This is a genomic window from Algoriphagus aurantiacus (assembly GCF_035156405.1).
Classification (GTDB): domain Bacteria; phylum Bacteroidota; class Bacteroidia; order Cytophagales; family Cyclobacteriaceae; genus Algoriphagus; species Algoriphagus aurantiacus.
In genome coordinates this window covers 290,641-311,920 of record NZ_JAXRUT010000001.1, presented here as the reverse complement: position 1 = coordinate 311,920, position 21,280 = coordinate 290,641, and the positions used below count along the sequence as shown (strand labels likewise).

General features: G+C 40.2%; 17 protein-coding genes. 6 read left to right on the top strand and 11 right to left on the bottom strand.

The genetic code is table 11. The features are described 5' to 3' along the window. The first annotated feature begins 53 nt into the window (after positions 1 to 53). The gene (locus SYJ56_RS01215) at positions 54 to 1,040 is read left to right on the top strand and encodes an NTPase (RefSeq protein WP_323831641.1); all 987 of its coding nucleotides are present in this window, start codon (positions 54 to 56) and stop codon (positions 1,038 to 1,040) included. Positions 1,041 to 1,241: 201 nt separating this feature from the next. Here SYJ56_RS01215 and yjjX read toward each other — a convergent pair whose 3' ends face one another. Together yjjX and SYJ56_RS01205 are read right to left on the bottom strand one after the other, a co-directional pair. After that, the gene (gene yjjX, locus SYJ56_RS01210; protein WP_323831640.1) at positions 1,242 to 1,808 is read right to left on the bottom strand and encodes an inosine/xanthosine triphosphatase; all 567 of its coding nucleotides are present in this window, start codon (positions 1,806 to 1,808) and stop codon (positions 1,242 to 1,244) included. A 25-nt stretch (positions 1,809 to 1,833) separates the two neighbouring features. After that, entirely contained in the window at positions 1,834 to 2,541 is a 708-nt protein-coding gene (locus SYJ56_RS01205) for a YebC/PmpR family DNA-binding transcriptional regulator (protein WP_323831638.1), read from the bottom strand. 145 nt (positions 2,542 to 2,686) lie between these two features. Between SYJ56_RS01205 and SYJ56_RS01200 the strand changes: the two genes are divergently transcribed. After that, positions 2,687 to 4,018 (top strand): NAD(P)/FAD-dependent oxidoreductase, encoded by a 1,332-nt coding sequence (locus SYJ56_RS01200; RefSeq protein WP_323831637.1) that lies wholly within the window; start codon positions 2,687 to 2,689, stop codon positions 4,016 to 4,018. 93 nt (positions 4,019 to 4,111) lie between these two features. Beyond that, positions 4,112 to 4,543: a Spy/CpxP family protein refolding chaperone gene (locus SYJ56_RS01195; protein WP_323831636.1), complete on the top strand. Its 432-nt coding sequence runs from the start codon at positions 4,112 to 4,114 to the stop codon at positions 4,541 to 4,543. Between the two features lie 331 nt (positions 4,544 to 4,874). Here SYJ56_RS01195 and SYJ56_RS01190 read toward each other — a convergent pair whose 3' ends face one another. From SYJ56_RS01190 to mutY, 5 genes are all read right to left on the bottom strand, one after another. Further along, complete coding sequence (locus tag SYJ56_RS01190) at positions 4,875 to 6,347, bottom strand: glutamate synthase subunit beta (RefSeq protein WP_323831635.1); 1,473 nt, start codon at positions 6,345 to 6,347, stop codon at positions 4,875 to 4,877. 1 nt (position 6,348) lies between these two features. Next, a complete protein-coding gene (gltB, locus tag SYJ56_RS01185) occupies positions 6,349 to 10,839 on the bottom strand; it encodes a glutamate synthase large subunit (RefSeq protein WP_323831634.1) in 4,491 nt (1,496 codons plus the stop codon). Between the two features lie 394 nt (positions 10,840 to 11,233). Further along, positions 11,234 to 12,583, bottom strand: a complete 1,350-nt coding sequence (gene gldE, locus SYJ56_RS01180; RefSeq protein ID WP_323831633.1) for a gliding motility-associated protein GldE — start codon at positions 12,581 to 12,583, stop codon at positions 11,234 to 11,236. Positions 12,584 to 12,653: 70 nt separating this feature from the next. Beyond that, positions 12,654 to 13,115 carry a single-stranded DNA-binding protein gene (locus SYJ56_RS01175; RefSeq protein ID WP_323831632.1) on the bottom strand — a complete coding sequence of 154 codons (462 nt, stop codon included), beginning with the start codon at positions 13,113 to 13,115 and terminating at the stop codon, positions 12,654 to 12,656. Positions 13,116 to 13,160: 45 nt separating this feature from the next. Further along, complete coding sequence (gene mutY, locus SYJ56_RS01170; protein WP_323831631.1) at positions 13,161 to 14,234, bottom strand: A/G-specific adenine glycosylase; 1,074 nt, start codon at positions 14,232 to 14,234, stop codon at positions 13,161 to 13,163. 145 nt (positions 14,235 to 14,379) lie between these two features. On the opposite strand from mutY, the gene SYJ56_RS01165 reads away from it, so the two are divergent. From SYJ56_RS01165 to SYJ56_RS01155, 3 genes are all read left to right on the top strand, one after another. Then, a complete protein-coding gene (locus tag SYJ56_RS01165) occupies positions 14,380 to 14,688 on the top strand; it encodes an HU family DNA-binding protein (RefSeq protein ID WP_086540202.1) in 309 nt (102 codons plus the stop codon). Between the two features lie 18 nt (positions 14,689 to 14,706). Continuing rightward, positions 14,707 to 15,534, top strand: coding sequence for a tetratricopeptide repeat protein (locus SYJ56_RS01160; RefSeq protein WP_323831629.1), 828 nt, complete (start codon positions 14,707 to 14,709; stop codon positions 15,532 to 15,534). 181 nt (positions 15,535 to 15,715) lie between these two features. Next, positions 15,716 to 17,287: an Rne/Rng family ribonuclease gene (locus SYJ56_RS01155; protein WP_323831627.1), complete on the top strand. Its 1,572-nt coding sequence runs from the start codon at positions 15,716 to 15,718 to the stop codon at positions 17,285 to 17,287. 117 nt (positions 17,288 to 17,404) lie between these two features. Here the strand turns inward: SYJ56_RS01155 and SYJ56_RS01150 are convergent, their stop codons facing one another. From SYJ56_RS01150 to SYJ56_RS01135, 4 genes are all read right to left on the bottom strand, one after another. Continuing rightward, positions 17,405 to 18,427 (bottom strand): DUF4221 family protein, encoded by a 1,023-nt coding sequence (locus SYJ56_RS01150; protein WP_323831625.1) that lies wholly within the window; start codon positions 18,425 to 18,427, stop codon positions 17,405 to 17,407. A gap of 190 nt (positions 18,428 to 18,617) precedes the next feature. Beyond that, a complete protein-coding gene (locus SYJ56_RS01145; protein ID WP_323831623.1) occupies positions 18,618 to 19,370 on the bottom strand; it encodes a LytR/AlgR family response regulator transcription factor in 753 nt (250 codons plus the stop codon). Between the two features lie 114 nt (positions 19,371 to 19,484). Continuing rightward, a complete protein-coding gene (locus SYJ56_RS01140; RefSeq protein WP_323831621.1) occupies positions 19,485 to 20,558 on the bottom strand; it encodes a sensor histidine kinase in 1,074 nt (357 codons plus the stop codon). 77 nt (positions 20,559 to 20,635) lie between these two features. After that, entirely contained in the window at positions 20,636 to 21,280 is a 645-nt protein-coding gene (locus tag SYJ56_RS01135; protein ID WP_323831619.1) for a tetratricopeptide repeat protein, read from the bottom strand.

Here is a 21,280-nt window from a genome sequence, read left to right as displayed (position 1 = left end):
CGTTATATATTTTGGTAAAACTAATAAGCTTAATGGATCGCACCTCTGAATTCATGAAATATAATATCTTACTTATTTTTATTCTTTCAATAAGTTTTCAACTTGTTTCAGCTCAGGGGAGCTTACCTCAGTCATTTTTTGATGGGAAATCAGTGGTTTTTGTTTCAATAGATCCTGGTGCTAGGCCGGTGATGACTTGGAGAGAAGTGGCTGATAGTGTACATAATTCGTTAGTAAAGGCTGGCGGTGATCCTGTGGCATATTTTGAATTGGAAAAAGTGGCACTTTCAGAGGCGGTTCAGGCGGATTACGCTAACAATTTTCGGAAACGACTTATTAAAAATGTTATTTTAGTAACACGGCAGAAAAATCTGATGAGTATTCATGTCGGCCCTTTCTCGGGGGACGAAAAAATTATACCTAGTACAGCCTTGTTTGGAGTAAGTGCTGAAGATATTGGAGCTGCGACTAGTCAGTTTGGATTGATAGGTGAGAACCAAGAATCGCATAATTTATTGGTGTTGGATGTGCCAGAGTTTCTTACAATCAGTACCACAGAAACTTCTTCAAGTCAAAAATTTTTAGCTAGTAATCCTTTAAATCTTGATGCATTCAAATTGGGAATTCCGATTGAGGGCTCATCTGCTGAAACAGGATTACTTAGCTTTTTTAGATACGATATGTATGGGAAGTCTCTGGAAGGGATCTTGGCGGAGCAGGCTGCCCAGAAAGCTGGAATAGAGCAAGTATTGAAGCAAGAGTATCCGTATCAGATAGAGTGGCTAACAGAGGCAAAATCTGAGGAGGAATTGATTCGAGACAGAGTGCAATTTCTTTTAATGAAAGTGGAGGGAAGAGAGGCGGATTTGATGAGAAGTATGGGGCTTGAGCCAAAGACAGATTCTTCAGCTTCTCGTATAGTGGTAAAATATTACATCAAACTTTTGGTTCGAGACGAACTTTATATTGGCCCTGAATGGGATGCTGATCCAAATTGGAGAGTAGCTTTGAATAATTTCGTGAAGAATTTAAAAAAATAGACCTCTCATGAGAGAGGTCTACAGCTACTTAATGATAGGGGTGATTTAAGCAACTTTTACTACTATTGATTTATTACAGACATTTGGAATATTCCATGTCTTTTGGATAAATCAAAGGTTTTATTTTCAATTATTCAATAATAGTCAAAATTTTTTCGAATAAAACAGACTTATGTAAAAAAATCGCAAAAATCATTCGCTTTAAAATAACTCTTTATTTAAAAAGGGAATTAGAGCTAGTGTAATCGCTTGATTATAATAGGTTTGTCTAGTAATTACACCATGTGTGAGGATTCCAACGGAACCTCCACTTTGTTTGGAATTTTCTTGTGAGAAAAATTGGTCATCTGCTTCACCAAGTTCCATTCCCTTGTGAATTAATGTGGTGATAGCTTCAGGAAGATAAAATGTCCCTGTCTTTGCTTTGCCATGTAATCCTGATTTATCCTCTATATAGATCCAGGCAAAAGCATACATGCCGCGTGCGTCTTCTCCAATACCACCTTCTATTCCAACCCAATAATTTGCTTCTGGGAAAGTTTTTTTGGAGTTGATCACACGGTTTCTAGCTCCTAGATAAGTTTCTTCATCGCCTTTTGGTTGATCAGGCACCTGCGAAGCTGCAGTGATGCCATTTACAATAAACCCTTTAGAAAATGCATCTGTAAAAGCTGACTCGGTACAAGAGACTTTTACAGGGTTTTTACTACCAACGATTACTAATGGCTTTTCTGAAGCCTTGAAATTTTCTCTTTTTGGGAAATTCATAGAATAAAAAAACCTAGGCGGATGCCTAGGCCATGTTTGTGAAAATTTGATTTACGTCATCATCCTCTTCCATTTTTTCGATCATCTTATTGATAATCTCTTCTTGCTCTTCGTCGAGCTCGGTAAGTGTAGATGGGAAGCGCTGAAAATCTGCGCTGATTAAGTCTATATTCTTTTCTTCAAGTATTTTTTGCATAGTTCCGAAGTCCTCAAACTCGGTGTAAACGAAAATTTCGCCTTCATTCTCATCGATATCAACTAATCCGAAATCAATTAACTCAAACTCTAATTCCTCCAAGTCAAAGTCAGCTTTTGCGAAGCGGAATACTGCTTTCCTGTCAAACATAAAGACCACTGAGCCAGAAGTTCCCAATGATCCGCCAGCTTTAGAGAAATAGCTCCTCACATTCGCAACAGTTCTGTTGATATTGTCTGTAGAGGTTTCAACTATTACGGCAATTCCAAAAGGACCATAACCTTCATAAACTACCTCCTCGTAATCTTTCTCGTCCTTATTAGAGGCACGTTTGATCGCAGCTTCTATTCTATCCTTGGGCATTTGGGCACCCTTGGCATTTTGGATTATTGTACGAAGCCTAGGATTTGAAGCGGGGTCGGGGCCTCCCGATTTCACTGCCATGACGATTTCTTTTCCTAGACGCGTAAAAACTTTGGACATTTTGTCCCAACGCTTGAATTTTCTCTCTTTTCTGAATTCAAATGCTCTTCCCATGGTTATAAATATTAACGTGGTAAAATTAACAATTCTTTTCGTTTGGGCTGAAAAATGAATAGTTCCAAGCAAAGATTTGGTAATTTCCCCGTAGAAATCTGCCCAGAATAGCTTGTAAACCGTAAGCACTAAAAACACTTTTACAATGTCGGATATTCTATATCATCCACTGCCAAATATTCCTAAATCTGATTTACCTAAAGTAGTAATCGTTGGAGCTGGCTTTGGAGGCTTGAAACTTGCTATGAAGTTGATGAATAAGCAGTTTCAGGTAATTTTATTGGATAAACATAATTATCATCAGTTTCAACCGCTCTTTTATCAGGTTGCTACAGCTGGGCTAGAGCCTAGTGCTATTTCATTTCCGCTTCGCAAAATTTTCCACGGATCTAAAAATGTCACTTTCCGAATGGCTGAAGTAGATCACTTTGACCCCAAAATCAAGCGCCTCTATACAGATATGGGCTATATAGATTATACCTATCTAGTGATGGCGATGGGTGCAGATACCAATTATTTTGGCTCTAAAAGCATAGAAGAATCTGCTTCTCCTATGAAAACGGTAGCTGAGGCACTTTATATCCGAAATAAGATAATTTCTAACTACGAGCGTGCCATTAATATCGAGAAAGCTGAAGACCGCAAATCTCTTATGAATGTGGTAATCGTGGGTGGAGGCCCTACTGGTGTGGAGCTAGCTGGTGCAATGGCGGATTTGAGAAATACTGTGTTGCCAAAGGATTATCCTGAGTTGAATTTTCACAATATGAAGATTGTACTCATCGAGGCCGGTCCAGAATTGCTAAGTTCCATGTCCAAAGAGTCTAAGGAAAGCGCATTGAAATACCTTCAGGATCTTGGTGTGGAAGTGATGCTAAAGACCATGGTAAAAGATTACAATGGCAATGAGGTAATACTAGCAGATAAGGGGGTAATTCAGACCCAGACCTTGCTTTGGGCTGCCGGAATTAAGCCAAACAGGATAGGAGGGCTTGAGCCTGATAATTATGCGCCAAATGGAAGAATTTTCGTGGATGACTATTCAGAAATTAAAGGATGCCCTAGTGTTTATGCACTTGGGGACATCAGTCTGATGACTCAGGAGACTTATCCCAAGGGGCATCCACAAGTTGCACAAGTAGCAATTCAACAGGCAGTTTGCCTTGCTCACAATCTTCAAAAAATTGAAGAAGGTAAAGACAAGAAGGTTTTCAGCTATAAGGACTTAGGATCTATGGCTACAGTAGGTAGAAAGCTTGCAGTGGTTGATTTACCTTTTATCAAATTCCAGGGGGTCTTAGCCTGGCTCACATGGCTATTTGTTCACTTGATGGCAATTCTTGGTGTCAAAAATAAAGTCTTTATTTTTCTGGATTGGTCCTGGAACTACCTAAGTTTTGATCCTAGCCTGAGACTACTGATCAAACCTAAGGTAGTGAGAGCTAGTGAGCGGAAGGAACTGACAGAGGAGAAATAGGCTCTTTAGATTTGTTAACAAAATCTATTTTAAGATTGATTAAACTGATGCAGTCAAGCGGGGTCTAATTCATGTAACTAAACAACAGAAAACATGAACAAATGGATTTTCGCAACAGGTATGATGGTAATGATCAGCTTAAGCACAATTGCCCAGAATAAAGGAGGAGAAAGACCAAGTCCAGAAGAAAGAGCCCAAAAAAATACAGAGCGAATGGCTGAGGAGCTTGCGCTAACTGACGCTCAAAAGAAGCAAATCTTAGATATCAATCTGGAGTATGCTAAAAAAAATGAGGCTGAAATGGCTGAGAGAAAAGCCGAGATGGAAGCTAGAAAAGCAGCAATGGAAGCCAGAAGAGCAGAGCTTAAAGAGCAAGACGCTAAAATACAGGCTGTCTTAACAGAGGAGCAAAGAACAAAATGGACTGAAATTAAAGCTGAGAGAATGAATGACCGTAGACGAGGCAGGCCTAATGCGCAGATAGAAGGGGATCCTCGTAAGGGAAGAAAGTCTGGTGATAATTAAACCCGCATTCTAAGACTTGCGAAAAGTAACGTAGAGCGGCTAACTGCAGGAGAAGTTAGATGGAATTATGCATTAACAAATCTACTACGGCTTCAAACCGCCTCAAAATCAGTCGCTATGCTTCACTTTTCGCTCCTGCCTTTGCCGGCAGGCAGGCTCACCGCCCCGTACGTACGGGACGACTCGATCTCCAAAGTGACTGATTTCCTTGCAGTTTGAACCCTCGCTACGAATCCTAATGCATAGTCCGGGTTAAAAAATAAGGAAGCCTTCCGCATGCGGAAGGCTTCTTAGTTTTATGACTCTTTCAGAAGAATGTAATAGTTCTAAGTTATTCTACAATATGCTCTTCCACTTGGAAGAAAGATTCGTCTTTCTGAGGAAGATTAGATTCGCCCATAAGGAACTCATCCACTTTCACAGCAGCCTCTCTGCCTTCGGAAATAGCCCACACAACCAAAGATTGTCCTCTGCGCATATCTCCAGCTAGGAATACTTTTGAATTAGTACTTTGATAATTTTTAGACTTTGGAAGTGTATTTTCCATTGTGTCTACACGGAATGACTCAAGCAAACCATTTTGAGCAGGCCCTGTGTAGCCAATAGCCAAAAATGCCAGATCACACGGAACAGTTCGTTCTGTGCCGCCAATTTCTTCAAAGATCATTCGCCCATCTTTATGTACCCACTCCAGATCAACTAGGGTTAATCCTGTCACTTGGCCATCCTCGCCCACTACAAACTCTTTGGTCAATATGGAGAATACACGTTCAGCACCTTCCTCATGTGAACTGGAAGTTCTAAGGGTCATAGGCCATTCTGGCCATGGATTTAGTGTGTTTCGCTGTTGAGGAGGCTTTGGTAGCAACTCAAGTTGGGTAATGGACGCGGCTCCATGTCTATTGGATGTGCCAATACAATCACTTCCTGTATCACCACCACCAATTACAATAACATGTTTTCCTTTTGCTGAGATTGGATTTTCCTTGATCTCACCAGATACTACCTTGTTTTGTTGACCTAGGAATTCCATAGCAAAATGAACACCTTTTGCTTCTGAACCTTTAATATTCAACCCTCTAGGTTGTCCAGCTCCTGTAGAAAGTACAACAGCATCGAAGTTTTTGAGGATGTTTTCTGCTTTGATATTGAAGCCAACTTCTGTGTCGCAAGAGAATATCACTCCTTCTTGCTTCATGAATTCAATTCGGCGATCAATCACCCATTTTTCTAACTTGAAATCCGGGATACCAAAGCGAAGTAAACCTCCAGGCTTGGAATCTTTTTCGAAAAGAGTCACCTCATGACCTGCCTGATTAAGCTGATCTGCAGCGGCTAGCCCGGCAGGGCCTGAGCCAATCACGGCCACATGCTTACCTGTCCGTGTTTTTGGAGGGTTTGCTTTGATAAGCCCTAGTTCATAAGCTTTTTCTGCGATGTTTTTTTCGATTAATTCGATCGCAACTGGATCTTTATTGATACCTAGTACACAGCTAGCCTCACATGGCGCAGGACAAATTCTCCCGGTGAATTCAGGGAAATTGTTTGTACTACGTAATATTTTGATGGCTTGCTCCCACTCGTTATTATAAACCGCGTCGTTGAAATCTGGAATTATATTACCGAGTGGACATCCACTATGACAAAACGGTACACCGCAATCCATGCATCGTGCGGCCTGATTATTTAATTTTTCGCCTGTAAATGGCTCATATATTTCCTTGTAGTCACCTATTCTTGCTTTCGCGTCACGGGTAACCGGGGTTTCTCTTTTGAATTGAATAAATCCTTCTTTCGCTCCCATTTTACGCCAATGATTTTGATTGTTCTAATGCTCTTTTTTCTAAAACTGCCTTGTAATCTCTAGGTATTACCTTAATGAATTTCTCTTTGGATTTATCCCAATCTTCAAGAAATTTAGTTCCTAGACCTGACTTGGTCAGTTTCACGTGTCTTTTGAGGAATGTCTTGATCGTGTTGAAATCCTCATCTTCCAGAATATCTATATCTACCAATTCTGGATTGATTTCAGTAATATATTCTTTGAGAATATAAGCTATTCCGCCACTCATACCTGCAGCGAAGTTTCTGCCTATTTCTCCAAGGTTTACTACCAATCCACCAGTCATATATTCACAACCGTGGTCGCCGATTCCTTCCACTACCGTTTGTACTCCCGAGTTTCTAACACAGAATCGCTCGCCGCCTTTTCCATTAATATATGCTTCCCCAGAAGTGGCTCCGTAGAAAGCTACGTTACCGATGATAATATTCTCTTCATGAACGAATTTGGCGTTCCTGCTAGGATATATGATCAGTTTTCCTCCAGAAAGACCTTTACCGAAGTAATCATTTGCTTCTCCTTCAAGTTCAAAGTTGACTCCCTTGGTAAGGAATCCTCCGAAAGTCTGACCTGCAGAACCGGTAAATTTGAAGTTGATTGTGTCCTCAGGTAACCCTGGGCTACCGTATATTTTGGAAATCTCATTGGAAAGCATTGCTCCCACCGATCTGTCTGTATTTTTGATCTGGAAGCTCCCAGATGATGACATAGCTTGCTCTAGGGAAGGATGCGCAGCTTTGATCAATTGGCGATCCAACACTCTTTTCAGTTCGAATTCCTGATCGATTTGCTTGTGAATGCCTACGTGATCTGGAACTTCCACCTTGTGGAAAATAGGGCTCAAGTCCACTTTATCCCACTTCCAGTGATTCAAATGACCAGTAGACTGAAGGACATTACTTTGCCCCACCATTTCATCTACGGTACGGAATCCAAGTGATGCCATTATTTCTCTCAGATCTTGAACAAGGAATTGGAAGTAATTCACCACGTGATCCGGGTCACCGGTAAATAGTTTTCTTAAGTCTGGATTTTGAGTCGCAATACCTACTGGACAAGTGTTCAGGTGGCATTTTCTCATCATAATACATCCTTCTACCACCAAAGCGGCAGTGGAAATTCCCCACTCTTCAGCACCCAAAAGTGTCGCAATCGCAAGATCACGTCCAGTTCTAAGCTGTCCATCAGTCTGAAGTACTACACGGCTACGAAGGTTGTTCTTAACCAAAGTTTGATGCGCTTCAGAAAGGCCAAGTTCCCATGGCAATCCTGCATGACGGATAGAACTCAATGGAGATGCTCCAGTACCACCGTCTGCGCCTGAGATTAGGATCACATCAGCCATCGCTTTTGCCACTCCTGCTGCTACAGTACCTACTCCAGCTTGAGACACTAGCTTCACGTTGATTCTTGCTTTTCTATTCGCATTTTTCAAATCAAAAATCAGCTGAGCCAAATCTTCGATAGAATATATATCGTGGTGGGGAGGAGGAGAGATCAATCCTACTCCAGGAGTGGAATGTCTTACTCTACCTATCCAATCATCTACTTTATGTCCAGGAAGCTGTCCACCTTCTCCAGGTTTTGCTCCTTGCGCCATTTTGATTTGAAGTTCTGCTGCATTAGCTAGGTAATTGCTAGTCACTCCAAATCGACCTGAGGCTACCTGCTTGATGGCTGAGCGCTCCCAGTCCCCATTTTCTTTTTTGGCAAATCGAACCTCATCTTCTCCTCCTTCTCCAGAGTTACTCTTAGCACCCATTCGGTTCATGGCTATCGCCAAAGTAGAGTGTGCTTCATGTGAGATCGATCCAAATGACATCGCCCCAGTAGCAAATCTTCGCATGATGGAAGAAGCTGGCTCAACTTCTTCTATTGGAACTGTAATTCGCTTTTTGAATTCAAATAAGCCTCTCAAAGTCAAGGCGTCTTTGCTTTGTTCGTTGATTTTGGATGCAAATTTCTTATACAGTCCAAAGTCATTCAAACGGGTTGATTTTTGAAGTAAATGGATCGTTTCAGGATTGAATAAGTGTTTTTCACCTCTTCTTTTCCATTGGTACACTCCTCCTTGCTCAAGAATAGGTGTTTCAGTTTCGTAGGCAGCTCTATGGCGAATCAATACTTCTTCTGCTAACTCGTCAAAAGAAATACCCGAGATTCTAGAAATGGTGCCTTTGAAACATCTGTCAATAACTTCCGGGCCTAAGCCTATCGCTTCGAAAATCTGAGCACTTTGATACGACTGAAGCGTACTAATACCCATTTTAGAAAGAACTTTTAGCAGTCCTTTTCCTATCGCAGATTGATAGTTTGAGAATAGTTTCTTTTGGTTTTTGGGATTTTGTAGCTCCCCTTTTTCATACAAGTCAAGCAGTGATTCCAATGCCATGTAAGGGTTGATTGCCGATGCTCCGTAACCAATTGCAGTTGCGAAATGATGTGTCTCGCGGATATCTCCAGATTCCAGTACTAAGCCTGCACTCGTTCTTATTTTCTTTTTGACTAAGTGATGATGCACTGCTCCGATCGCCAATAGAGATGGAATAGGTGCATATTCTTTTGTGCTGTTGCGATCAGAAATAATAATGATATTTTTCCCTTCACTGATGGCTTTTTCCGCTTCATTGCAAAGCTTGTCCAGCGCTTCCAAAAGTCTTCCTGACTTATGGTCTGCTAGGAAAAGACTCGGAAGTGTAGCACATCTATAACCTTGCCCTTCCATATTTTTGACTTTTTCCAAGTCTTCATTCAGAAGAACTGGCTGTGAAATATGGATTTGACGGGTATGCTTTGGACTTTCTTCCAAAATGTTTTGCCCTACACCTAGACGTGTGAAAAGGGACATCACCAATCGTTCACGGATAGGGTCAATCGGCGGATTACTTACTTGCGCAAATAGCTGCTTGAAGTAATTGGAAATATGCTGGCTTTCTTTGGATAGTACTGCAAGAGGAGTATCTGCTCCCATAGAGCCGATTGCTTCATAGGCAGTATCGCCCATAGGGCTCAATACCACTTTCAGTTCCTCAGAAGTATATCCAAATATCGTTTGTTGTTTTTTAATATTCTCAGTAGAATAAGGATGAGTCAGCGTTTTCGGCGCATCCTCTAGACGAAGTTTGATTCGCTGATCCGCTACCCACTGTTCATAGGGCTGTTTACGGCAAATCTCTCCTTTTACTTCCTCATCAAATAATACCCGACCTTTTTCCAAATCAGCCCATATCATTCTTCCTGGACTAATTCTGCCTTTTTCGATGATAGTAGCCTCCCGTATAGGTAAAGCCCCAGCTTCAGAGGAAAGAATAAGTCTATTATCCTTAGTTATAAAATATCTAAGTGGACGAAGTCCGTTTCTATCCAATGTAGCTCCCACAGATTTTCCATCGGTAAATAGTAAGGCTGCAGGTCCATCCCATGGCTCAACTAGTGATGCGTGGAATTTATAGAATGATTTTCTGTCGCGATCCATGACTTCATTATCCTGCCAGGCTTCTGGCACGAGCATCATCATGGCATGCGGCAAGGATCTACCACTTAATGTGAGCAGTTCCACCATTGCATCAAGGTTGGCTGAATCCGACTTTTGTTTATCGGTAATAGGCATCAACCTGGAAAGCTCCTCATCTGTGAAATATTTCGATTTCATGAGGTTTTCCTTCGACTTCATCTTATTCAGATTTCCCTTGATCGTATTGATCTCACCATTGTGAGAAAGGAAGCGGAATGGCTGAGCTAGTCTCCAGTTTGGAAATGTATTAGTAGAGAATCGGGAATGAACTATCGCAAAGGCAGACTCAATTCTGGAGTTCTGAAGGTCTTTGTAAAAAGCCAAAACCTGGTCAGTTCTTAACTGACCCTTATATATAAGTGTCTGACTACTTAAACTTGCGAAATAGAATGACTGATTCACCCCCGGAATCTTGGTGTTGATTTCAGATGTAGAGTAGTTTCTTAATATATAGAGCTTACGCTCCAATTCAATTCCGGTAAGCCCCTTTTTATGCTTGACAAAAAGCTGCTCAATATTCGGCATTACTTCCAGCGCTCCAGAGCCTGGTACAGTTTCGTCCACAGGTACAGATCTATAGCCGATCAATTCAAAATCAAGCTCTTCAATCAGCTGATTGAGAAGCTCTTTTGATCGGTGGAATAACTGCTTATTCTTAGGGAAGAAAGTCATACCCACACCATAAGATCCAGCTTCGGGAAGTGAGACCTCTGTACGCGCAGTAATATCCTTAAGGAACTGATGTGGTACCTGAATTAATATGCCAGCGCCATCCCCAGTCTTAGGATCAGATCCACGACCACCTCGGTGCTCCATATTGCTTAGCATATATAAGGCATCGCTAATCGTCTCATGTGAGGGAACTGCACTCAGATCGACAACCGCACCTATACCGCAGGAGTCATGCTCAAACTCCGATCGATACAAACCTTCTTGCATTTTTATAGAATTTATTAGGTTCAAAATTTCCAAAAATTACAGAAAAAAATTGTCCTATTAAAATTACGGCAATAAAACGGCTGCTTTAGTGCCTTATTATTTATGGATTTTGACTTTTTTGATATTTTGGCAATTAGCTTTTTGCTATCAAAATCTAAGCATCAAGGTGAAAAATTTAGCAGTATTTGAAGAAATAGGGTGCTTTTTCATTATGTTATGAGATAAATATTGAAAAAATTTTGATTTCCAGCTATTAATAAATATCACTAAAAAAAAATAAAATTATTTTTCGCCAATTTTAGTAAATAATCTGCTAATCACTGCTTAGTGCATAGTGTAAAGAATATTATTCTGAAAAATAAACGAAACTAAAAATAATGTAATTAGTTGTTTTTCAATCGGTATGGGGTCCAAGCGAATCCTTGTCCAATGAATTGATATGAACCTTCACTTTTTTGATTTTTCGGGCATCTACTGCCAAGATTGTGAACTCGAAATCTTCAAACTTGATCTTGGTACCATTCTTAGGTAACTTGGAATTAAGTTCCAAGAGCAATCCTCCGAGTGATTCACTTTCGCCTTTCACATCTTCAAATAACTGGCCGTCCAAATCTAGCTTTTTGCAGAAATCATTCAGAGAGACCTTGCCTTCAAAGATAAAGGTAGAAGGATCAAGCTCTTGGAAGAAGATGTCGTCATGATCGTCAAACTCATCATTGATTTCCCCGATGATCTCTTCAATCAAATCTTCCAGAGTGACCAGCCCCGAAGTTCCGCCATACTCATCCACCACGATGGCCATATGGACTCGTTTTAATTGGAAGTCCTTCAGTAAGGTGTCTACTTTTTTGTTTTCAGGCACAAAGAAGCTCTTTCGGATCAGCTCATTCCAAGCAAAATCTTCATCTCTCTCTATGAATGGGAGAAGGTCTTTGATATAAAGTATGCCTTCAATATTATCTATAGTTTCTGCATACACAGGGATTCTAGAATATCCGCTTTTGTTGATTTTGTCCATCAGCTCATGGAAGTCTATCGCCATATCAACTGCAGTGATGTCCATACGGCTTTGCATGACTTGTTTTACAGTGAGTGTGCCGAAGTTTACGATTCCACGCAGAATCTCCCGTTCTTCATTTGGAGCATCTTCTGTAGTCAATTCCAAAGCTTGATTCAACTCATTTACAGAAAGTGAATACCCTTTCTTTTCAATACGCTTTTCGAGCAGGTTGCTAAAAGCCATCAAAAACAAGGAAAATGGTTTCAGAATGGTAGAGAAAAAGCTAATAGTTGGAGCCATTATGAGACTAAATTCCACCTTTGCTTTATTAGCATAGACTTTTGGGACGATCTCTCCAAAGAATACAATTGCGAAGGTTACTCCGATTGTTTGAACTAGGATTATAATTATTCCTGTTGCATTTTTCCCGAACATGGTCCATGCTACAAAAGTGGTCAGCGTCACTATCCCAATATTGATGAGGTTATTGAGAATTAGGATGGTGCTCAAGAGGCTTTTTGGTGCTTCTACTAGGCTGATCACTTTTTTGCCGTGAGCTGTATTCTCCTCCTCTATATTTCCTAAGTCTTCGCTGGTTAGAGAAAAAAAAGCTACCTCTGAACCAGAAACTAGGGCAGAGCCTATAAGTAATAGTATAAAAAACAACCCATTTAGAATCAGGTAACTTACCGAGGGTACGTTAATCTGAGCGAGTAAATGGTAACTCGGGTAGGGATCGTCCATGTATTAAACCGCAAAGGTTAATGCAAAATTAAAAAATTCCCCTGAAAATAGCTTCCAGGGGAATAGATTATTAAAATGGGAGATCATCATCTTCTGTATCTGAAACCATTTCTTGTGCTTTAGGCGCTGAAGTAGGTGCTGCCGATGCCGGCCTTTGTTGGGTGGATTGTTGAGGAGAGCCAGAGCTACCAGCTCCATCTGGTTTACTGCCAAGCATAGTAAAACTTAGTACTCGGATTTTGGTTCGATAGCGATTTTGACCTTGCTCATCCTGCCAGCTATCTGTTTTAATTTTTCCTTCTACGTAGATCTGGCTTCCTTTTTTAAGGTATTGCTCTGCTATTTTTGCTTGTGCCCCCCACATTTCTAGGTCGTGCCACTCTGTTTGCTCCACACGCTCACCGTTTCTGTTTTTGTAAGCTTCAGTAGTTGCAAGCCGCAGATTTGCTACTGTATTGTCTCCTTCCAAATACTTTACTTCTGGGTCAGCCCCAAGATTTCCTACTAAGATTACTTTATTTACTCCTGCCATAGTTAGTTAAATTTAAGGTTAAAAAAGTCTAATACTGGAAGGTACTCAAATCCCTTGATCGTTCAAAAAGTTTACGATCAACTTTGGTTTGGCTAGATATTCGATTTTGTCCTCAGCTACCAACATAAAACCCTCTTTTTCGCACCAGTCCTCAAGTTTATCCAAATTTTCTTCTTCAATTTCTACCTCTGAAAAAACTGCATTAAGCCGTTGATGTGACAGAATGTGTCTGTAATTTTTCGGGAAAGGATGAATTTTTTCCTTTGAAGAAGAGGGTATGTCAATAATTTGGGATTGAGTATCCAAACTTGATTCTTCTTGAGGGAAGTCAAATAATCCTTCCCAGATATCTCCGGAAGATCGTTTTTTCCAAACCCAGTTGCTCCCGCACTTAATGACATAGTAATGGAAATGCCTTTCCTTAATTTTCACTTTATTGATCTTTACAGGGAGATCTGACGCCATATTATGTGATAATGCAAAGCATGATTCCTTTAAGGGACATGTATCACAGCTTGGGTTTTTGGGTGTACATAGTCTCGCTCCAAAATCCATCATCGCTTGGTTATATTCTCCGGGTTGGTCTTTTGGGATAATTTGGTTCGCTAGCGCTTCAAATTCTTTCTTAGCTTTAGAACTTGCTATGTCGGTCTCGATCCCAAAGTATCGCGCCAGCACCCGAAAGACATTGCCGTCCACTACTGCTTTTACTTCACCATAGGCAAAACTTGCAATTGCAGATGCGGTGTAGCTTCCGACTCCTTTTAGTTTGATGAGTTCATCGTAAGTCATAGGAAACTCTCCATTCATTTCAAACCAGATACTTTTTGCGCAAGCATGGAGATTTCTAGCCCGGCTGTAATACCCCAGTCCCTGCCATAGTCTTAGGACTTCTTCTTCTTGTGCCATGGCAAGATCTTTGATTGTGGGGTAAGCATCCACAAAAGCATAATAATAAGGTAACCCCTGAGCCACCCGAGTTTGCTGAAGAATAATCTCAGAGAGCCAAATTTTGTAAGGATCAAGCGTTCCTCTCCAAGGTAAATCTCTTGGATTTTCTCGATACCAAGTTAGTATTTGATACGAAAAAGCCTGATATTCAGTGGTGTTATGATCCATAGTCAATTATTATCTATCATACAAATCAAGCTAATTTTTGTGAATATGTTTTTTAATTGCAATGGTTCTCGTACATTTGCAGTCCCAAAAACACTTGGTTAATAGGTCGTTAAGCTTATTTCGTAATTTCTAAATTAATATTACAGTGACTAAAGCAGAAGTAATCACTAAGATTTCGGACAAAACAGGCATCCAAAAGGATGATGTTACACAAGCCATCGAGGCATTCTTCAAAGTAGTGAAGGATTCAATGGCCGATGGAGACAATATCTACGTGAGAGGATTTGGTAGCTTCATCAATAAGAAGAGAGCTAAAAAAATCGCCCGAAACATCTCCAAAAACACAGCGATCGTCATCGACGAGCACTATATCCCGGCTTTCAAGCCTTCAAAGGTGTTTGTAGAGAAGATCAAAAACAGTAAAAAAATCAAGGAATTAGCTCCTCAGGATTAAACCTGAAGAGTTTTTGACATGAAAAGATCTCAACTCATACTTATTGCAATAGGGATCATCGCAATCGCAGGATTGTATGTCCTACCTAGTGTGGTCGTGGACAATGAAAGTAAGGCAGATTCAGTTTCTCAGGAAAATGAATCCAACTCACCTTCGTCCACCGATCCAGTAGCAATGCATGAGGCTGAGTTAAGTCCTGATCAGAGGTTACAGATAAATACGCTGAAGCTTCAGATAGCTGAAAATTCTTCGAATGAAGAATTGAAATCTTCTTCGGAAGAAATTGCTGCGATCTATCAGGAACTTGGGAAGTACGATAGTGCAGGATATTATCTTAGTTTGGCAGCTGATAAGCAGTCAGACCTGGGACTAGCGGAAAAAGCAGGGAACGCTTATTATGAAGCATTCAGCTTTGCATTAGATCCAGAGAAAGTAACTTACACTGCCGAACAGACCCGAAAGTATTTGACAAAGGTGTTGGATTATGATCCCACCCGATTGGATTTGAAAACCAAGGTAGCGATGACTTATGTGTCCTCGTCCAACCCAATGCAGGGAATCACTATGCTAAGAGAAATCTTGGAGCAGGATCCGCAAAATGAGGAAGGACTGTTCAACATGGGTGTGCTATCTATGCAATCTGGCCAGTACAAACGAGCTACCGAACGATTCGAAGAATTGATCCAATATCACCCGGACAATCTTCAGGGGCAGTTTTACCTGGCAGTGAGCTATTTTGAAGCCAAACAAAAAAACAAAGCGAAAGCTCAGTTTGAGAAAGTAAAAGCGATGACCGATGATGAAATGATCCTTGGAAGCATCGAAGGCTATCTCGACAAGCTATAATTTATTTGTATCACTACTAAATCCAAAGACTATGCCTTGCGGAAAGAAAAGAAAAAGACATAAGATCGCTACGCACAAGCGTAAGAAGAGACTAAGAAAAAACAGACATAAGAAGAAGTAATACACTTCTTCTTATTGTTATTTGATTACACGTTCATTTACATAATAATAAGACGAGATTTTGAGTACGGAATTGTTAATCGATTCTGCTCAAAACGGAAGTCGAATTGCCCTCCTTCATGATAAGAGTCTGGTTGAGTTGCATTCCGAAGGAATGGACAATCAGTTCAAAGTTGGAGATATTTATCTCGGTACGGTCCGCAAAATCGTCAATGGGCTCAATGCAGCATTCATTGACGTAGGGTATGAGAAAGACGCCTTTCTTCATTACCAAGACCTCGGGGCAAATTTCAACAGCCTGACGAAGTTCACCAAAATGGTGCGCAACAACAACTACGGCAATTACAATTTGAAGGGTTTTGAAAACGATCCTGAAATCGACAAGATTGGAAAAATATCCAATCCGCTATCGAAAAATCAACAGATTTTAGTTCAGATCGTCAAAGAACCCATCTCCACGAAGGGGCCTCGACTATCCTGTGAGCTCTCTCTGCCAGGTCGCTACCTCGTGCTTGTGCCTTTTTCGGATTCGGTCAACGTATCCAAGAAGATCCGAAGCAATGAGGAAAGAAAACGTCTCTTGAGACTCATCAATTCTATCAAGCCAGCCAATTTCGGTGTAATTATCCGTACAGTGGCAGAAGGTCAGTCCGTTAGTGACTTAGACAAAGACCTTCGTAATCTTCTCACCAGTTGGGAAGAAGGCATGGCCAAATTGATGAAAGCCAAGAGTCGCGACAAAATTATCGGAGAGATGAGTATGGCTTCCTCACTTGTGAGAGACCTGCTCAATGAATCATTCGACGCAATCACCGTAGAAGAAGAATCTACTTACGATCAGATCAGATCCTACATCAGGAATATAGCCCCTGAAAAAGAAAAAATTGTCAAGCTTTACAACGGTAAAGCAAAACTATTTGAAAGTTTTGGAATAGAAAAGCAGATCAAAAGCCTGTTTGGACAGACGGTAAGCCTTCCGCAAGGAGGGTATGTGATCATCGAGCATACTGAAGCCCTGCACGTCATTGACGTGAATAGTGGCAATAAGTCCAACCAGGAAAGTGACCAGGAATCAACGGCGTTGAAAACCAATCTGGTCGCTGCTAAAGAAATTGGCAGACAGCTACGCCTCCGGGATATGGGAGGAATCATCGTGATCGATTTTATCGACATGAAGAAGGCCGAGAATAAAAAGGCCATCTACGAAGCGATGAACCACGAGCTAAAGTTTGACAGGTCTAAGCATACTGTTTTGCCCCTGAGCAAATTTGGGCTCATGCAGATCACCCGACAGCGGGTAAGGCCAGAGGTCAACATTGTGACCAAAGAGACCTGCCCGGCATGCAACGGCACCGGCAAAATTCAGGCTTCAATTTTGATAGCCGATAAGTTGGAGAAAGACGTAGAGCATATAGCTACTATCCAGAATGTGAGTAAAATACAAATTGGGCTGCATCCCTACCTGCACGCATACTTCACTACAGGCATAATAAGCCGAAGAGTTAAGTGGTTTTTCAAGTATAATAAGTGGATAAAACTGATCAAAGATTCTTCCCTACCCGTGACGGAATACAGATTCTTAGATGAATCTGGAGAGGAAATCGAACTACTAGTAAAAAGCGAGACTGAATAGTCTCGCTTTTTTTATAGCTTGTTTTTAACCGTTAAGACCCCAAAGCAGTACAAATAATTTTTCTTCAACAATTGCAAATGAGACCTGGAGCTAACAGGTCCTAAAAAGGGTGTCGTATTATTCAGTCTTGATTTTGGAGAAATCTATCAATGCGAATCCTACTATATCATCTGTTGTTTGGGTATGAAGACTAAGGGCGTAGCCGTTTGGAGTATTAAATCCATACAAGCCGAATTCATCTGTGCTGAAATCTAATTCAGCTTCTGACTGAAATTCCATATCAAAAATCAATAGGCGGTTCTTTTGCTGATCAGGATTATCTTGAGTTGGTCCTTTTATTCTTACCCATCTAAGAATTTTTTTAGCTTGGGAATCAAAATCAAGCCCATTGTACTTACTGCTTTCATGATTTGGTTGGAAGACTGTGTATTCTCCGCTTGGGACGGTGGTTCCTTTTTTAAAGTTTAAGGATTCGGAGGACCCTGCCCATTTCCAGGTTTGCTCACCATTTTTTACAACAGCAATTGAGTCAGAAATGGAAAAACCTATGAGGTGTTCTTGTGTATTTGAATTATATACATGACTAAAGAGGCCCAATTGATCATCTTGAGTATAATCTAGTATATTTTCAGGATAGAGGAAGCGGTAATGTGAGAAGCTATGTGATTCTTTATTGAAAACCATTCCCCATTTGTCATAATCCTCAAAACCTTCCTGAAAAACAAACGGGATATCGACAAAATATAGCTCATTTCCAGACTTATACAGCTTATTGTATAGGTAGCCGGAATAGTTCGCATACTTCCTTTCACTATCTACTTCTGGCAAATCCCATCTAGCAAGCACTTTTCCATAATAGTTGCATTGAATTAATTCTTTCTGTTGAGAAAGAAAATAGAGGCTTTTATCATCAATAAAATTTCCAGTGATAAATGATCCTATACCATTTGGTCCCTCTTTTTCATACTCCTGCTTTCTTAGGAGTTTTCCTTCGGGGTAACTATAAACTAGGAACTGATGGTTAATAAAAGTGGCTAACACTTCTCCGGAATCAGTTTTGCTATAGGAAAAATTTGCCCCAAGATTCTTGGTTAGTGTATCCTTCTCCAAATACAAGGTATCCACTACGAGATCTTTCAAATCGAGGATTGGAATTTGTTTTTCATGCTTTGACTTACATGAAATACCAAGAACTATTAAAGTGCAAAAACTAAATAATTTAAACTTTTTCATAATGAGATTTCCAATATAAATCATTCCACTGTGTGACACTTGAGTCATGCTCGATTTCATCTCACAAAAAACACATTAGAAATTCCATAAAATTATATTACTGATCAAGCCATTTTTTGAAATCACTAACTTTTTCACGACTAATTAAAATATCCTGATCGGCACAATTTTTCAATGTCACTTTTAAGCGACTATTTGAATAGGAAAATATCCCATCTATAGCGTCCATACTAGACAGGTATTTTCGATTGAGGCGAAAGAAATTGGCAGGGTTAACCTGAGCTTCTGTTTGCTCTAAAGTACTTTCGATCACATACTTTTTTCCATCATGTGTTTGTATAAAAGTGACTCTTTCTTCGCTGTTGAAAAAGGAAATATTGCCTATAGAAATGCTTTGAATTTTCTCTCCATAACGCACCAAAAACCTGGATTTGTAGCTGGTTTTGGTGGGAGCAAGTAAGCTTTTCAGTACGTCCAGCCCAATAGTAGATCTAATCTGATTTGACTTAAACTTATCCACAGCGCGTGCAAAATCTTCAGGATCTATAGGTTTCAAAAGGTAATCAATAGCATTTACTTGGAAAGCTTTTATTGCATATTGGTCAAAAGCTGTGGTGAAAATTATTGGTGTGGATAATTTCACTTTTTCAAAAATCTCAAAGCTTATCCCATCCGCCAGTTGTATGTCACAAAAAATTAAATCGGGAGCGGAATTTTGTTGAAACCATGAAATTGATTTAGAGATACTATCTAAATTTCCGAATATCTGAGCATCTGTAAAATGGTATTTAATTAGCGTTAAAAGTAATTTGGCTGCAGGTTTTTCGTCTTCTATGATTAATATTTTCATATGATTATAATTGTTTTTTAAAGGTCACCCCCCTGATAACTATCGGGGCATCGGGAGGAAGCTCGCATGGCTTGATAATCAAGCCTCTGTGTGTCCTTTTGGTCATGCTTGATTTCATGTGGATAACTCTAGAATTGGCAGGCTGACAATAAACTTATCTTTAGTTTGAATAATTTCTAAAGTCTTATTTGAAATGAGTTGATATCTCATTTTTATATTACTCAATCCTACGCCCGTTGAAGGTTCAGTTTGACTAGATTTCGGCTGAAATGTATTACTAACCCATAAGTTATTGTCTTTTCTATAAATGTGGATAAATAGCGGGTCTGCTTCGCTTGCTATATTGTGTTTTATAGCATTTTCAAGCAATAGTTGTAGAGATAAGGGAGGCAAAAATCCAATTTGATCATCTATTTGAATTTTAAATTGAAGGCTTTCTTCAAATCTGATTTTTTGGAGCTCAAGGTAGTTTTTGGCAAATGAAATTTCCCTTTCCATTTCTACTACTTCTTCCTTCTGAACTTCCAAAACGTAGCGATAGATTTTTGATAATTTCTGAATAAATGCTGCGGATCGATCTGCGTCTTCATATACTAATCCGGATAGTACGTTTAGAGAGTTGAATAGAAAGTGTGGGTTTAATTGGTCTCGTAGAGATTGGTATTGGCTAGACAATTTTTCATTTCGGAGAATCTCTGCTTCCAGCGCTGATTTTCTCCATTCTAGTAACCAAGATCGTGTAGTAAACAGCGCCATGAATCCTAAAGCTATTCCCATAGGCATCAGCGAATAGTTAAAAAGTTTGCCTACAGGAATATTATCAAGGGTGAAATTTCCTCTTATCCATAAATAAAGGAAAACAAGGGTAAACGAAACGATGAATGCATAGCTGAGATAAGTAACACTGGTAAGCAGGAGTCGTTTGGCTGGATAGTGAATCCATGAAATACGCTTGTCGTAAAACGTCTCTACAGCATTACCCCCAAAACTCATAGCTACTGTGATGGCCAAAGAAAAAATGAAATCTGGAAACATACTTTGGAGACCTCTCCAGCTGAGAAAGCATTTGGGGCAAAAAAATAACATCAATACCGTAACTATCCCCAAATTAATGATGATAAAACTCGGAATAGAATTCCAAATTCCCTTTTCTTTCTTACAGGTCACTTGAGTTTTTACTTCGGGCATATTGGGAAATTAATTAAAATGAGGCAATTTCTTTCTCTCTCTGGCGAAAGAAAGAAATGGCCAAGTTGCGTCAAGATTCAATTACATTTAGAAGCGACCTGTTCAGCCTGTGTTTTCCCCCAAGTTGGAAGTATGTACTCATCTGAGATTTTGGCTTCTTCTTTTGTATAAAGTTCTAGGCTCATCCTCGCCATTCCGCAGGCTTTTTCTGGTCCAGATCCAAAGAATTGAGACATTCCCAGTTCCATTTGTGACATTAGAGATACTGCTCTCGGGTTGTCACGATCTAGATTGATTGCTTTTCCGAACAGCTGCATAGCCTGAGGACTCATAGTTTGTCCTCGTCCGGCTGGATCAAGACTTATTTTTCCCATTAAGATGTACCCATGTAAAGCTGTGATTTCAGAATTTTCAGGAGCTATTTTATCTGCTTTTTCCACTAGGTCGAGTGCTTCGTCTAAGCTTTTGTCCTTATCGATATCAAAGCGAAAAGCTGCCTCTGTTTTCAATAAGGCCGCGTAGTAGTAGGGAAGCCATTCTGCCTCCGAAGCCTCAGCAATTCTCATAAATCCATTGGTGACGGCTTGTGATTGCTCATAGGTTTCAATAGTGTTTTTTGCAGCTAATTGTTTCTGCATAGCAGCAATAAAAGCTGGGTCATTCGCTTGCGCTAAAGCGATGAAAATTAAAGTTAAAGCAAAGGTTAGGATTGACTTTTTCAT

Bases quoted from the DNA above. Each gene is read 5' to 3' on its own strand.
- SYJ56_RS01215 (WP_323831641.1), top strand. From the start codon at position 54: ATGAAATATAATATCTTACTTATTTTTATTCTTTCAATAAGTTTTCAA.
- SYJ56_RS01135 (WP_323831619.1), bottom strand. From the start codon at position 21,280: ATGAAAAAGTCAATCCTAACCTTTGCTTTAACTTTAATTTTCATCGCT.
- mutY (WP_323831631.1), bottom strand. From the start codon at position 14,234: ATGGATCATAACACCACTGAATATCAGGCTTTTTCGTATCAAATACTA.
- gldE (WP_323831633.1), bottom strand. From the start codon at position 12,583: ATGGACGATCCCTACCCGAGTTACCATTTACTCGCTCAGATTAACGTA.
- yjjX (WP_323831640.1), bottom strand. From the start codon at position 1,808: ATGAATTTCCCAAAAAGAGAAAATTTCAAGGCTTCAGAAAAGCCATTA.
- SYJ56_RS01175 (WP_323831632.1), bottom strand. From the start codon at position 13,115: ATGGCAGGAGTAAATAAAGTAATCTTAGTAGGAAATCTTGGGGCTGAC.
- SYJ56_RS01145 (WP_323831623.1), bottom strand. From the start codon at position 19,370: ATGAAAATATTAATCATAGAAGACGAAAAACCTGCAGCCAAATTACTT.
- SYJ56_RS01140 (WP_323831621.1), bottom strand. From the start codon at position 20,558: ATGCCCGAAGTAAAAACTCAAGTGACCTGTAAGAAAGAAAAGGGAATT.
- SYJ56_RS01205 (WP_323831638.1), bottom strand. From the start codon at position 2,541: ATGGGAAGAGCATTTGAATTCAGAAAAGAGAGAAAATTCAAGCGTTGG.
- gltB (WP_323831634.1), bottom strand. From the start codon at position 10,839: ATGCAAGAAGGTTTGTATCGATCGGAGTTTGAGCATGACTCCTGCGGT.
- SYJ56_RS01200 (WP_323831637.1), top strand. From the start codon at position 2,687: ATGTCGGATATTCTATATCATCCACTGCCAAATATTCCTAAATCTGAT.
- SYJ56_RS01190 (WP_323831635.1), bottom strand. From the start codon at position 6,347: ATGGGAGCGAAAGAAGGATTTATTCAATTCAAAAGAGAAACCCCGGTT.
- SYJ56_RS01195 (WP_323831636.1), top strand. From the start codon at position 4,112: ATGAACAAATGGATTTTCGCAACAGGTATGATGGTAATGATCAGCTTA.
- SYJ56_RS01160 (WP_323831629.1), top strand. From the start codon at position 14,707: ATGAAAAGATCTCAACTCATACTTATTGCAATAGGGATCATCGCAATC.